General features: G+C 37.7%; 13 protein-coding genes. 11 read left to right on the forward strand and 2 right to left on the reverse strand.

Annotation, left to right across the window (positions count from 1 at the left end):
* Positions 1–54: 54 nt before the first annotated feature.
* Together FJX03_07995 and FJX03_08000 are read right to left on the reverse strand one after the other, a co-directional pair.
* Entirely contained in the window at positions 55–1,647 is a 1,593-nt protein-coding gene (locus FJX03_07995; protein ID MBM3633620.1) for a cisplatin damage response ATP-dependent DNA ligase, read from the reverse strand.
* Positions 1,644–2,645, reverse strand: a complete 1,002-nt coding sequence (locus FJX03_08000; protein ID MBM3633621.1) for a ligase-associated DNA damage response exonuclease — start codon at positions 2,643–2,645, stop codon at positions 1,644–1,646. Before FJX03_08000 ends, FJX03_07995 begins: the two co-directional genes overlap by 4 nt.
* Positions 2,646–2,701: 56 nt before the next feature.
* Between FJX03_08000 and FJX03_08005 the strand changes: the two genes are divergently transcribed.
* The 11 genes from FJX03_08005 (at position 2,702) to FJX03_08055 (ending at position 13,618) form a co-directional block, all read left to right on the forward strand.
* Positions 2,702–5,158, forward strand: coding sequence for a ligase-associated DNA damage response DEXH box helicase (locus FJX03_08005; protein ID MBM3633622.1), 2,457 nt, complete (start codon positions 2,702–2,704; stop codon positions 5,156–5,158).
* On the forward strand, positions 5,151–5,834 hold the full coding sequence (pdeM, locus tag FJX03_08010; protein ID MBM3633623.1) for a ligase-associated DNA damage response endonuclease PdeM: 684 nt from the start codon (positions 5,151–5,153) through the stop codon (positions 5,832–5,834). Before FJX03_08005 ends, pdeM begins: the two co-directional genes overlap by 8 nt.
* A 128-nt stretch (positions 5,835–5,962) precedes the next feature.
* A complete protein-coding gene (gene umuD / locus FJX03_08015; protein ID MBM3633624.1) occupies positions 5,963–6,550 on the forward strand; it encodes a translesion error-prone DNA polymerase V autoproteolytic subunit in 588 nt (195 codons plus the stop codon).
* A 125-nt stretch (positions 6,551–6,675) separates the two neighbouring features.
* The gene (locus FJX03_08020) at positions 6,676–7,200 is read left to right on the forward strand and encodes a hypothetical protein (protein MBM3633625.1); all 525 of its coding nucleotides are present in this window, start codon (positions 6,676–6,678) and stop codon (positions 7,198–7,200) included.
* 146 nt (positions 7,201–7,346) lie between these two features.
* Positions 7,347–8,501 carry an FtsX-like permease family protein gene (locus FJX03_08025; protein MBM3633626.1) on the forward strand — a complete coding sequence of 385 codons (1,155 nt, stop codon included), beginning with the start codon at positions 7,347–7,349 and terminating at the stop codon, positions 8,499–8,501.
* A 3-nt stretch (positions 8,502–8,504) separates the two neighbouring features.
* Positions 8,505–9,194, forward strand: a complete 690-nt coding sequence (locus tag FJX03_08030; GenBank protein ID MBM3633627.1) for an ABC transporter ATP-binding protein — start codon at positions 8,505–8,507, stop codon at positions 9,192–9,194.
* Complete coding sequence (locus tag FJX03_08035) at positions 9,187–10,203, forward strand: biotin/lipoyl-binding protein (GenBank protein MBM3633628.1); 1,017 nt, start codon at positions 9,187–9,189, stop codon at positions 10,201–10,203. Before FJX03_08030 ends, FJX03_08035 begins: the two co-directional genes overlap by 8 nt.
* A 315-nt stretch (positions 10,204–10,518) precedes the next feature.
* Entirely contained in the window at positions 10,519–10,923 is a 405-nt protein-coding gene (locus tag FJX03_08040) for a hypothetical protein (protein ID MBM3633629.1), read from the forward strand.
* 196 nt (positions 10,924–11,119) lie between these two features.
* A complete protein-coding gene (locus tag FJX03_08045) occupies positions 11,120–12,100 on the forward strand; it encodes a DUF898 domain-containing protein (GenBank protein ID MBM3633630.1) in 981 nt (326 codons plus the stop codon).
* A 68-nt stretch (positions 12,101–12,168) separates the two neighbouring features.
* Positions 12,169–13,278: a M48 family metallopeptidase gene (locus tag FJX03_08050; protein MBM3633631.1), complete on the forward strand. Its 1,110-nt coding sequence runs from the start codon at positions 12,169–12,171 to the stop codon at positions 13,276–13,278.
* Between the two features lie 136 nt (positions 13,279–13,414).
* A complete protein-coding gene (locus FJX03_08055) occupies positions 13,415–13,618 on the forward strand; it encodes a CsbD family protein (protein ID MBM3633632.1) in 204 nt (67 codons plus the stop codon).
* Positions 13,619–13,721: the final 103 nt, after the last annotated feature.

A 13,721-nucleotide genomic window follows, 5' to 3' on the forward strand; every position in this document is an offset into this window, starting at 1 on the left:
TGCTTCATGCAGAAGGGAGTTGGATTTGATATCGTTCCCTTTTCGACTATATTTTTAAGAAATTAATTTCTCTAAATCACTAACTGTATTGGCTTCTCGCGATGGCTTATCCCATCGAATTCTACGCACACGGGGGAAGCGTACCGCAATTTTTGATTTATGACGGTTAGATAATTGGACACTATCAAATTCAATCTCAATAACAAGTTCGGATGATACTTCCCGAACCGGGCCAAATTTTTTTGTTGTATGATTTCTTACCCATTGATCCAGTTTTACAAGTTCTGCATCTGTAAAACCCGAATAAGCTTTGGCAACGGGAACCAATATTAAATTACCTGTTTGATCAGTTGTCCACGCGCCAAGCGTATAATCTGAATAAAAAGAACTTCTTTTTCCGTGTCCTCGTTGTGCATACATCATAACAACATCTGCAGATAATGGATCACGTTTCCATTTATACCAATGCCCCTTAACTCGTCCGGCTAAATAGGGACTATCGAGGTTTTTAATCATAAATCCCTCAGTTTGTTGAAATTCAGTATCTGTGCGAATTTTTTGATGTGTGTCTTGGAGTTCATTCATATTTTTGAAAGTTACAAGATTTGATATATCCCAATATTGTGAGGGATGACCATTTATCCATTCTTCGAGACGCTGACGTCGTTGTTTAAACGGTAATGAGCGTAAATCTTCATTCTCATGAATTAAAAGATCATACAGTCTAATAAATGCTGGAAATTCTTCTTGAATTTTCTTTGTGGGATTTTTTCGGTTCAGTCTTTGTTGTAAATCATTGAAAGTAGCAATTCCGCCAGGGTGTTTAACAAGAAGTTCGCCATCAACGACAGCATTTAACTGAACATTTTCAATAATATCAGGAAAGACATGGGAAATATCCTCCCCGGAACGAGAATAGATTCGACAAGATTCACCATCTCCCACGAGTTGGACTCGTATACCATCCCATTTCCATTCTACAGCGTAATGCGTGGGTGTAATGTTGGTGAGTTCAGCTTCTTCGATAGGGCTTGACAACATAAAGGGTCGGAAATTTAGACGATGATTTAATGTGGGCTTATCACTTTTACCATTTAGCCACGAAAATAATTCAAGATACGGCGGTGTCAGTCCATGCCACATCTCTTCAATTTCTTCTACAGTCACGTGAGAAGAAATTTGCGCAAGTGCTGTTTTGGCAAGCCGTTCTGACAATCCAATGCGTAAGCCACCTGTAATTAATTTAACTAAGGCCCACCGCTCAATTGTTGTACTCGCATTTAACCATGAGACTATATGATTTAATGCCTCATGTTGTTTATTGGTTTGTAATGTGTGCGCAACCATTTCTAGAGAGTTAGGTGTAATGCCGGGGGCATGAGGCCATAAAAAGGCGATCGTTTCTCCCAGGTCCCCTACATAGTCATATGAATAAGCATAGAGAACAGGATCAACTCGTTCGAGGATGAGCTTTTTTAATTGGCTTGCCTTTATAAGAGGAAAAGTTAAATTGCCGGTTAAGATTGCAAGGGCAAAACCTCGTTCAGGATCCGGTGTTTCATTAAAATAATTTTTTAAAATTTCAATCTTGCGATTGCGCGAATGCGTTAAAATTAGATGATGAAGAAGATTAGCAAATTCTTTCATTCACTTTCGCCTTCCATACCCACAAGTGATAAGGCTTTGGCCTCATAGCCTTTACTTTGGGCATAATGTATCAACGCATCTTCTTGACCATGGGTTACCCATAACTGGTCAGGATTAACGTCCTCTAATGTTTGGATTAATTCAGGCCAGTCTGCATGGTCTGATATGACTAAAGGAAGTTCGATACCTTTTTGCTTTGCTCTTTGAAGTATTCTCATCCAACCTGAAGCCAGTCCAATGACGGGATCTTCAAACCGTCTTGACCAGCGATCTGCTAATGCAGACGGTGGACAGAGAATGAGTTGACCATTCAATTGCTTTTTATCAATAGTGCTGACCAGTATTAATTCACCAAAATCAAACCCGTGTTGATGGTAAAGTTGAGTGAGCCCCTCTAAAGCTCCGTGCAAATATATCGGCTGACCATATCCAAGCTGCCTAAGTCTTAGCAACAAACGTTGGCATTTTCCTAATGCATAGCATCCCACCAAGTGGGGGCGATCCGGATAACTTTTCATAGAGTCAATGAGTTTCTGTAACTCTAGACTGTCATCAGGATGTGTAAAAACAGGGAGTCCGAATGTAGCTTCTGTGATAAATACTTCGCACGAGACGGGCTCAAATGGCTCACAAGTCGGATCATAGCGTCGCTTATAATCGCCAGAAACGACGACCCTTTGCCCGCGATAATCGAGAAGAACTTGCGCACTTCCCCACACGTGACCTGCGGGATAAAAGGAAACAGAAATGTCTTTGATTTGTAAATGATGATAATAGGGTAGGGGTTGTATTTTTTCCCCGCAGGCTTCTCGATAGCGGTGTTTCATAATCTCAATAGTACCCGAGGTGGCGAGCACATGCTTATTATTTGGTCGAGCATGATCAGCATGACCATGTGTGATTACGGCATACTCTGCAGGTCGCCAAGGATCGATATAGAAACCACCGGGTTCACAATAAAGCCCATGATCTTTGATTTTAAGCCAATCCACAGTCATTAAATATCTTTCAAATTAAGATGTAAAGATGGGTTAGAAGATCTATAATAGCTAACATGATACCCAAAATTTTCCAAGAATGGTTTGATACGAAGGGTTGGCATTTGCGGCAACACCAACTTGATATGTTGCGTGCTTATCAGACAGAGAAAGATATTCTTTTACTCGCACCCACGGGAGCGGGGAAAACTTTAGCGGGATTTTTGCCGGTATTGAAAGATCTCTATGAGAGTCCGGATTTTAAAGGATTACATACAATATATATTTCTCCTCTAAAAGCCCTAACGAATGATATTGCGCGTAATTTGCAGCATCCTATTAATGAAATGGGTTTACCGATAAAAGTTGAAAGTCGCACAAGTGATACGTCAACTTACAAAAAGGCGCGTCAAAAACACACACCTCCCCATATTTTATTAACGACTCCTGAGTCGTTGGCTTTACTTTTAACTTATCCTGAAGCGAAAACTCTTTTTAAATCTCTTCAAACAATAATTATTGATGAGATTCATAGTTTGGCCTCAAATAAAAGAGGGGATCAAACAACCTTAATACTGGCTCGACTAAAAATACTGGCACCAAATGCTCGGCGTATTGGATTATCCGCAACTGTTGCAGATCCGCAAAAAATGACCACATGGCTGGGCTATGAAAAACCTGCCTATTTGATACATTTAAAAAAGGATATAAAGCCCCTCGTTAAGATTATTTATAGTGATATATCTTTACCTCTCACAGGCCACTACCCCTCATCTGATCTCATAAAAAAAATTTACGAAACGATTCAATCAAATCAAATGAGTATTGTTTTTGTGAATACCCGTTCTCAAGTTGAGAGATTGTTTAAGGATTTGTGGGTTATTAATGATTCAAATGTTCCCATTGGAATTCATCATGGCTCCTTAACAAAAGATATGCGCACAAAAGTTGAAACAGCAATCACGAATCAGCAATTACGAGCTGTTGTGGCGACATCATCCCTGGATTTGGGTGTTGATTGGGGGAACGTAGATCTGGTTATCAATTTAGGAGCCCCCAAGGGAATTAGTCGTTTGGTACAAAGAATAGGGCGTTCAAATCATCGGCTCGATTCACCGAGTCATGCTATATTAGTACCTACGAATTGTTTTGAAGCCTTAGAATGTCAGGCGGCATTGCAAGCTATTTCTGCGGGTATTCTTGATGACCCACCGCCGAATTCAAAAGGTGGATTAGATGTTTTAGCTCAACATATCATGTCATGTGCATGTGCTAGCCCCATAGATGTTGACAGCTTATATGCGGAAGTTATTACGGCTTATCCTTATTCAAAACTTACAAAATCCCTTTTCCAGGATACTTTTAATTTTGTCGTGAATGGCGGTTATGTATTAGAGCACTACGAACAATATCATCGATTAATCAAAGATGACTCAGGCAGTTTTTATCCTCGTAATGCCCAACTCAAACAACGTCACCGTATGAATATTGGGACAATTGTTGAGGCAGAGAAATTAAAAGTTATGCTCGTGTACAATAAAGCCGGAACAAAAAGAAAACGGGGAAAGGGCTTGCATCTCGGGGATATCGAAGAAAGATTAATTCTAGGTATGGAACCTGGTGATACGTTTCTATTCGCCGGTCAAATTTTACAATATCAGGGAATACGTGATTTAAAAGTTGAAGTAAGTCGCTCAAATAATCGAGAGGCAAAAATTCCAGTTTTTTCTGGGGGAAGAATGCCGCTTTCTTCTTATTTGGCGGCATCAGTAAAACATCTCTTAACAACACCAAAAAAGCATATGGTTTTTCCTTTATATCTTCAAAAATGGTTGCGAGCTCAAGCCACATTTTCTCAACTACCTGGCGAGGAAGAATTGCTGGTTGAGCTATTTTCTCACAAAGGATTTAATTATATCACCGCCTACACTTTTGAAGGAAGGCCAACCAATCAAACGCTAGGATTTTTATTATCTCAACGTCTTGAGAATGAGGGTTGTCATCCTTTAGGTTTTTCAGTTTCTGATTATGGATTAAGTTTGTGGTGTTTGAATTCTATTCCGCAGTCAACTTTAAAAAAACTTTGGCACCCAACATTCTTTAAAGATGAATTAAATAATTGGTTAGACCATTCGTCCATGTTAAAACGCTTTTTTCGTAACACCGCAGTGGTATCAGGATTAACAGAACGCAAATTTCCAGGGCAGTCAAAAACGGGCAAGCAAGTTACTTTTAGTACGGATTTAATTTACGAGGTGCTTATTAAATATGATCCCAACCATTTGTTGCTAAGGAGCAATCGTTTAGACGTAGAGCGAGATTTAATTAATTTGGATAGACTGAAATCTTTCTTGGAAACTTATCAGGATAAAATTCATTATCAAACTTGTGAACGACTAACACCATTTTCTATACCCATAATTCTCGAAAAAACGGTGGAAGGTATTGAGGGTGCAGGTACGGATGCATTAATAGCCTTAAAAACTGTTCAAGAAAGAAGTGAATTACTATATCGAGAAGCAACCCATGAATGACTCTTTAGAAATTTCTTTGGGTGGTGAAAAATTGTGGTTATCAAGCTGTCGCTGTTTATGGTGGCCAGTCAGGGAAACTCTCATCGTCTCTGATTTACATATTGGCAAGGGTATTGATTTTTCTGTAAGAGGGGCGTTATTGCCCCCTTATGATGTGCAAGATACATTAAGTCGCCTGAAACGGCTTATCGACAAATTTAAGGCTAAGCGCGTCATTAGCTTAGGAGATAACTTTCATAGAAGTTATTCATTTGGAGCCCTGAAAGAATGGGAGAAAAAATCCGTTAATGACTTAGTTTTCAGTGTTTCAGAATGGGTTTGGATCCTGGGTAATCATGATCCAGATTTACCTGTTGAATTAGGGGGTACAAAAATTGAAAATATGAGTGATGGATATCTTGGTTTTTACCACGAGCCCAATCTCCACAATAAGGATAAATTTCAAATAGTAGGACATTATCATCCCAAATACGTAACTAGGATACACCGGCAACGTATTAGTAAGCCTTGTTTTGCTTGGAATCAGAAAACGTTAATTATGCCGTCATTTGGAAGCTATACTGGAGGCCTTAACGTTGCTCATTCTGAAATATTAAAAGTCCTTAGTCATTCATTTTACATTGCCACTGCAGATACAGAGCCCAAACCAATTTTAATTGAACAAAATTTCTCATAAAGATCACCAATAATTTTTAGATCCATTTATATCTCTTCTTAAAAAAGAATTGACTTACCTGTCTATATAACTGTAGTTATGATTTAAGTACATAATTCATATTTAAAAGTAAGATTATGGGGAAATAAATGGCAAAAGGTGGGGCGCGAGTTGGAGCGGGTAGAAAAGCCAATTCAGGAGCTTTTGGTGAAAAAACTGTTGCCAAGCGTATTCCGGTGTCATTAGTCAATGGGATTGAATGGCTCATTGATTCTTGGAAGGAAGAAAAAAGTAAAGATAGTTTGCAGTTTGTTGTTAAAAATTTGGGGCGTTTTCGTTCAAACCCCATTCACTTACCTCTTTTTGAGAGCCGGGTATCCGCAGGTTATCCGTCGCCTGCTGACGATAATTTAGAAGCCTCTTTAGACTTAAATCAACATTTGATTGAGAATCCAAATACCACATTCCTTGTTAAAACCTCCGGTGACTCCATGAAGAATGCGGGAATTAATAGCAATGATATTTTGGTTGTCGATCGATCTATAGAACCAAAACACTCCTCTATCGTTATTGCGGCACTCAATGGGGAATTAACAGTTAAGCGTCTTCATATTGAGGGGAAAAATATTACACTAAAGGCTGAAAATCCCGAGTATCCTTCAATAATTATTACTGAAGAAATGGATTTTGTGATTTGGGGTGTGGTAACTTCTGTCATTCATGAATTCAGAAACTGATCATTGTTATCTGTTACGTATAACCCTTTAAATCTCTTTGAGATGTTTTGGTAAAATTAAAATTATAACATGCCAAAAATAACACGCCCGTGAATTAAAAAATAAAAAATAAAGGATTCTGCACTATGAAGACCAACAAAAAAAACTTAAATTTGGCCCCTCAGCAGCTTGTTATTATTAAAAATAAAAATGATGAAGAGAAAGCACTAGAACAATACAGATTGTTGTCGGAATCTATTGATTATACAAGTGAAATTCGTGAAAGTGCCAATAATTTTTGGATTACTGTTAACTCATTATTGATATCGGGTGTCGCTTATCTTAGGGGACTTGAAAGTATTAACCGTGACCAGTATGCCTTTTTAATGTGGAGTTCTTTAATACTGGGAACTTGTTTGTGCTATTCCTGGCTCAGTTCCTTAGGAAATATTAAAAAATCTATAGATACGCGTAATCAAATTATGATGGAAATTGAAAAATTTTTACCTGTAAAAATATTTACTAGTACTCTTGGACAGCCAGAAAATGTTGAAAATAAATCCTCTATAACAATTAAAGAGATGTTGGTGCCGTGTACCTTTTTACTGGGGTATATATTTTTTGCAATACTTCTTGTGTGGATGCCGTCAACTGTTCTTGGCAAGAGTTAGAGGATTTTAAGGTCCATTTGAGTTGCCTCAAATAGGTAGAGGCACTGACTAGAATATATAAAATATAAATTAAAGCATTGAGATTCGATTGAAATATCGCTAAGGTTTGGCACTCTCATTTTTTGAAAACACGTTGGAGAAAGCGGATGTATATAATTGCTTTACAAATGCTGTTTGGGGATAAGGGTAAGTATTTAACCATGGTGGTCGGGATTTCATTCGCGGCATTAGTCATGACACAACAGCCAGGCATATTCGTAGGCCTCATGAGTCGGACTTATAGTTTTGTGAAGGATGTGTCTTTACCTGATATCTGGGTTATGGATCCTGGGGTTCAATTTGTTGAAGAACACAAACCAATACGTGATACAGACTTATGGCGCATTAGGGGTGTTAGCGGAGTCGAATGGGCAGTTCCTCTTTTCAAAAATCTTATGCGAACTAAGTTGCCGGATGGGCGCACAAAAACGATTGATATGACAGGTATTGATGATGCGACTTTACTAGGAGCTCCTCATAAAATAATTGTTGGAAACCTTTCTGATTTTAAACGGAATGATGCCGTTTTTGTTGATCAAGAAGCCGCTCGTACGCATCTCAAGGTTTATTTGCCGAATAAACAAACAAGACCTTTAAATATAGGAGATGTGCTAGAAATCAATGATCGTCGAGCTGTCGTGGCAGGTTTTGTAAAAATTTCACGAAATTTCGTGCTTCAGCCACAAGTTTATACGACTTATAGTCGTGCATTGAGATACGCTCCCCCAGCGCGAAGACATTTAACATATATCCTTGTTAAGGCCAAATCAGGCCAAGATCCTCATGCCCTTTGTCAGAAAATATCAGATACCACTCAACTTGCAGCTTATACCGCAGATGAATTTAAATCTATCAGCCTAAATTATTGGATGAAGAGCACTGGAATTCCTATCAACTTTGGTATTTCAATTCTATTGGGGTTTATTGTTGGAGCAGCCATTGCGGGGCAAACTTTTTATAATTTTGTACAAGAAAATTTGAAACATTATGCATCCCTCAAAGCTATGGGCCTAAAAAACAAAGTTCTTGCTCGCATGGTGGCTCTTCAAGCTATGGTCGTGGGCATGGTGGGGTATGGAATTGGTGTAGGATTAACAACAATATTTGGCATGTTGGTACATGATACGGTTCTCGCCTTTCTTTTGCCCCCGTCTTTACTGCTTTTTGCTGGAGTTGGTGTTCTTCTCATCGTCATATTATCGGCTGTCCTTGGATTGCGCCGCGTCATAAATGTTGACCCTTCCATCGTATTTCGGGGATAGAAGATGGTAGCAATCCAATGTAAGGCATTAACAAAATCTTTTAAGACTGCAGATGTAGAAACTGTTGCTTTGCGAGGCGTTGACTTAGAAGTTCTTGCAGGGGAATTTTTAATGATCGTGGGTCCTTCCGGTTGTGGAAAAACTACACTTCTTTCTATTATTGCGGGAATTTTACGAGCCGATTCTGGAAAATGCATTGTAGAAGGATACGACTATCAACAGATGTCAACGGATGAATTGATGGAATTCCGAGCTAAACATTTGGGATTTATTTTTCAATCCTATAATTTAATCCCTACCTTATCTCTCGCTCAAAATGTTGCAATTCCTCTTATTATTAATGGGACTCCCCATGACAAGGCCGTCAAACGTGCCGAGCAAATATTAGCTGAAGTGCATTTAAAAGACAAAATGCGTAGTCGACCCAACCAATTATCGGGAGGCCAGCAACAACGTGTAGCCATAGCTAGAGCTTTGGTCCACAATCCCTCCTTATTAATTTGTGATGAGCCAACAAGCGCTCTTGATCATGCAACAGGCACCAAAATATTAAGCCTTATGCAAGATATAAATAAGAATTTTAAAACTACGTTAGTGGTTGTAACGCACGATAATCGAATATTTCAGTATGCTGACCGCATCGCTTATATGAACGATGGGTGCATAGAAAGGGTTGTAAAACAAAATGCTTGATCGAATAAAGAATCTTATTGCCCATCTTACTCAACAATATATAAATAGGGGAACAATTCAATATTTGTGGAAAAATCAGCTATTGGTTCTCATAGCGATTATTGGATTTTGTGCTGCCATTCTGTTCTCCTTTACAAAGGGTCAAAATGCTTCTCTCCCAGCTCATCAAGAGACATTTCCTCCTTCTTCACCATTTAAATATAATATTTCGGGCACGGGCTATGTAGAAGCTAATACGCGCAATATAAGTATTGGTTCTTTTACCTCTGGAATTGTTTCTGAAGTTTATGCAAAAGAAGGCCAGACTGTTAAAAAAGGTGATCCTTTATTTTGTTTGGATAATAGAGCGGCCCTTGCTGAAGTTGCATTACGAGAGAAGGAATTGGAGGCGGCCCAATCCAATTGGGATGTTGCCAAGGTCAATCTTTTGGAAAGCCAAGATCTTCTAAGTCGGGGAGAAAAATTGAAATTAGGGCTTGTAATTAGTACCGAAGAAATTCAAAAGCGTAAATTTGCAGTCCAAAAGTTAGAGGCCCAAACAAAGCTTCAGGAAAGCAAAATAGAGCAAGCCAAAGCCTACCTAAATTTGGCGACTATCGTGTTGGATAAATTAACCGTTAAAGCCCCAATAGATGGTCTGATTATGAAGGTTGGTATTCGATTAGGCGAAAGAATTACGGAAGCCGTGACCTCCCCGCAAGGGCTTATATTAATGGGCAATACAAACCCTTTACATATTAGAGTTCAGATTGATGAAAATGATGCGTGGCGATTCGATGCTCAATCAAAAGCCTTTGCTTATCTGAAAAGCAATCGCAACATTCGCTTTGCTCTAAAACTAGTACGTGTTGAACCTTATGCCCAACAAAAGCAACAGTTAAGCGGAGAAAGCACTGAGCTTATTGATACACGAATCATCGAATGTGTCTACCAAATGCCCGACGACAGTAAAGGCATATATATTGGGCAGCAGATGGATGTATTTATTGAGGCTAGACAAGAATCTTAAAACTTCATAAGGGTATCATTTTAAATATTTTATCACTACAAAAAGTATGGTAGATAGAAATGTTATCTATAATTTTTAAAAAAAATTGTTTGAGTCCCTCAAACAAAACGATAAAGGAAGTTGACATGAAATATTTAATTGCGTGGCTAGTTGGTGTACCTGCAGGAATTTTAGCTATTGTCTGGTTCGTTAGACACATAATTTTTTAAAACATATTTTATTATTTTTGGTCAAAAAAATTCCTATTATAGACCATTGTCTTGTTAAAAGTAAAATGTTGAAAAATATTTAATTGGGAGTTTGAAAGGACGTATAATGACTAAAATAATTTATTTATTTTTAATTTTGAATCTTTCAATTTTAAATAGTGGATTGGCTACAGAGTCAGTTGAAAAAAGTGAGGGCGATAATTTATCCACGAAGAGTAATAAAGTCCAAATTCAACATAACCCTGACTTGTGGCTGCATATAAATGTAGATCGTAATTCTTATACGGCTTATGCAAAAGCCTGGGTTACTCAAGGATCAGCTGATACGGCAAAACCATTTGCCGTTGAAAATATCACTCTTTCTCTTTATTTTTCGTCAAATCAAGAAAAGACACTTATAAATCAATCTGAAATTGAAATAACAAACAGGCTTTCTAAGCCTTGTTACGACAAAGCGACGGCTAGTGTCAGTACGACAGGTCCTGTAGGTCATATATCTGTATCTTCTTAACTTAATTTTGGATTTCATTTAGGGGCAAAAATGCTGAATGGATTTAATTTCTAAGGGTTCTTGGGTTGCATAAAATTCTGCATTATTAAGATTTCCTATTTTTCAATTCCAACTTGATTTATTTGCCATTTTACGTAAAAACGTGCTAAAATTATTTTTAGGAATTTCAGTTATTTTTAATTTTTAGGAATTAAGCATGTCATCTTCCGTCAATGATTCGCTCCCCATTCAAAAAATTCAACATGATCCTCAATTAGGGCAGCTGTATAAAATTTGTTTTGTCAACATACTCTTTTCCATTTTCACTCTCGGTATCCATAGATTTTGGGGAATAACGCGATTGAGGAAATATCTTGTGCGATGCTCAATGCTTCAAAATGACCGCTTTGAATATACGGGCAAAGGGATAGAGCTTTTCCGGGGTTTCGTTAAGGTTATGGGTGTTTTTATGGCTCTTTGGGGACTTTATTTTGGGGTGGGGTATCTTATTCAGCATGTTCTCAATATGCCTTTTCTCATGAAAATTATTGATGTTGTTCTTGCTATTGCCTACGTTCCTACACTTTTTTTTCTCATCTATACCGGGGCTTATGGTGCTCTGCGCTATCGTTTGACGAAAACACGTTGGAGAGGAATTCGGTTTAACCTGTCGGGTTCCGCATTCTCTTTTGGGCTATTTGCAATGAAGCGTGTTTTTTTAAATATTATTTCATTGGGAATATTGATTCCCACATCTGCTTTAAAAAAGGAGAGCCTTCTCATCAATAATATGTCTTATGGTAGTTTAAAATTTTCAATGAATTACCCTACACATCATTTAAATAAAGTGAATATTGTTACACTCCTTTTGGCCATTCCTACGTTAACTTTTTCTCGCATTTGGTATCATGTAGCCCTTCGAAAATTTATCTATGAGAATATTCAGCTGCAAAATATTCGATTTAGATTTACAATGACTCCCGGTTGCCAAATTCTTCTCGATATAAAGGCATTTTTACTACTTATGATTACAGTTGGGTTGGGCTATCCGATTGTTCTTCAAATGTATATCAAGACCTTTTTAGATAATGTGGAAATTATAGGCGATTTAGATTCTCTAAAAGCATTACAATCTCAACAACCTGAATTAACCACTGGCGAAGGTCTTGAGGGTGTCTTTGGCGAATCTCTGATATAACTGTACATTGTAAAGATTGTTGGGATCTTTAATTCACAAATATCTCCTTGAGAAAGATAATCTTGAGAATGAATAAGACGGCAAAATTTTATGATGGAAAATCATCCATTTCTTTTTCCGTGCAAATTAACCCGGATATACACGGTATATTTGTTAAAGGTCTTGGTTCAAAGACATCAGAGTATTACCAATATTCTGATCTTAAGATTATTGAATTACCCGTAAATTCATTGCCCGGCGTTATCGCATCTATAGCAAATTCTGATGTCCGGTTGCTTATTGAAGACCCCAGTCTATTTTCGATGATCCAGTCCAAAATAAAAATGAAGTCATCCAAATTCTCATCTTTATGGATATCGGGCATGCTGTTAGCGATGACGACTTTTATTTGTTTAATTCTTCTTTATAAACTGCCATATAATTACTCCCACCTTATTGCTGAAGCCATTCCCCAATCCTGGGAGGATAAGTTTGGTGAATATGGAGCAAAGGTACTTACAACAGATTATGTGACTTGTACCAATGATTTGGGACAAAAGGCTTTAGAAAAATTGGTTCGCGATTTGGTTAACGCAGGTGAGGTACCAGTTCCCGTGACCATCAAGGTTTTTGATGATGATTCAACAAACAATGCATTTGCGATGTCAGGAAATCAAATCTTTGTTTTTAGTGGTCTTATCAAGAATTCTGATGATTATGATGAATTAGCAGGTGTTTTGGCTCATGAGATAGGGCATGTTTTAAAGCGACATCCAACGGAAAGGATGATTCATGGTCTCGGATTATCTTTCCTCATCAAAATGATTAGTGGCGGAATTGGGCAGCTTGATTCTTTATTAACCACGTCGAGTTTGTTTCTAACGTTGCATTATAGTCGTGCCCACGAAACCGAGGCAGATGATGTTGCCATTCAAATCCTGACGAAAACAGGTATAGGAACAAAAGGATTTTTGACCTTTTTTGACAAACTAGAAGCCGAACAAACAGAAAAGTTAAAGAAATTTCATAAGGCTTCCAAAAAATTAGAGGGTTTTTTGTCAACTCACCCCTTGACAGAGGACCGAATTAACCACATCAAGAATCAATCCGTTAAACCAAATGTCCCGCGCAAGAGAATCCTTACAAAGGTAGAATGGGCACAAATTAAAGCCATGTGTCAGACAAAAATTTCAAGCTAGGCGAAATTTTTTGGGTTGCTCAAATAATATTAAAGGTTAATTTTCTCCCCAATTTCACCTATCTTTTCAAGCATCCACAACTTAACAATATGAATGTAAAATGCTTTAAAACAATAATTTAGGGAAGGAAGTTAAAATGAATCACAATCAATTTGAAGGAAAATGGGATCAAATGATCGGTTCTATTAAAGAAGCTTGGGGCAATCTTACAGACCAAGATCTGGAAAAGGTTAAAGGTAAGAAAGATCAGCTTGTGGGTCTTATTGAAGAAAAATATGGGGAAACGAAAGAAGAAATTGAAACCAAAATTAATAAGCTTCTTGATAAATTATCTAGCTAGGAGATGTTAATCATCTTTCGTAAATGATAGTAAATAGTTTTGTCTATATAAAATATTGTAATAAGGTGCAAAAAATGAACATATTTTTTGCACCTTAATTTTT

It is taken from the genome of Alphaproteobacteria bacterium (genome assembly GCA_016870095.1).
GTDB lineage: Bacteria > Pseudomonadota > Alphaproteobacteria > Paracaedibacterales > VGCI01 > VGCI01.

What these genes read in the sequence shown, in the direction of transcription:
- FJX03_08000 (MBM3633621.1), bottom strand. Translation starts at nt 2,645, where the DNA reads ATGACTGTGGATTGGCTTAAAATCAAAGATCATGGGCTTTATTGTGAA.
- FJX03_08005 (MBM3633622.1), top strand. Translation starts at nt 2,702, where the DNA reads ATGATACCCAAAATTTTCCAAGAATGGTTTGATACGAAGGGTTGGCAT.
- FJX03_08050 (MBM3633631.1), top strand. Translation starts at nt 12,169, where the DNA reads ATGAATAAGACGGCAAAATTTTATGATGGAAAATCATCCATTTCTTTT.
- FJX03_08040 (MBM3633629.1), top strand. Translation starts at nt 10,519, where the DNA reads ATGACTAAAATAATTTATTTATTTTTAATTTTGAATCTTTCAATTTTA.
- FJX03_07995 (MBM3633620.1), bottom strand. Translation starts at nt 1,647, where the DNA reads ATGAAAGAATTTGCTAATCTTCTTCATCATCTAATTTTAACGCATTCG.
- FJX03_08025 (MBM3633626.1), top strand. Translation starts at nt 7,347, where the DNA reads ATGTATATAATTGCTTTACAAATGCTGTTTGGGGATAAGGGTAAGTAT.
- FJX03_08055 (MBM3633632.1), top strand. Translation starts at nt 13,415, where the DNA reads ATGAATCACAATCAATTTGAAGGAAAATGGGATCAAATGATCGGTTCT.
- pdeM (MBM3633623.1), top strand. Translation starts at nt 5,151, where the DNA reads ATGAATGACTCTTTAGAAATTTCTTTGGGTGGTGAAAAATTGTGGTTA.
- FJX03_08030 (MBM3633627.1), top strand. Translation starts at nt 8,505, where the DNA reads ATGGTAGCAATCCAATGTAAGGCATTAACAAAATCTTTTAAGACTGCA.
- FJX03_08035 (MBM3633628.1), top strand. Translation starts at nt 9,187, where the DNA reads ATGCTTGATCGAATAAAGAATCTTATTGCCCATCTTACTCAACAATAT.
- umuD (MBM3633624.1), top strand. Translation starts at nt 5,963, where the DNA reads ATGGCAAAAGGTGGGGCGCGAGTTGGAGCGGGTAGAAAAGCCAATTCA.
- FJX03_08045 (MBM3633630.1), top strand. Translation starts at nt 11,120, where the DNA reads ATGTCATCTTCCGTCAATGATTCGCTCCCCATTCAAAAAATTCAACAT.
- FJX03_08020 (MBM3633625.1), top strand. Translation starts at nt 6,676, where the DNA reads ATGAAGACCAACAAAAAAAACTTAAATTTGGCCCCTCAGCAGCTTGTT.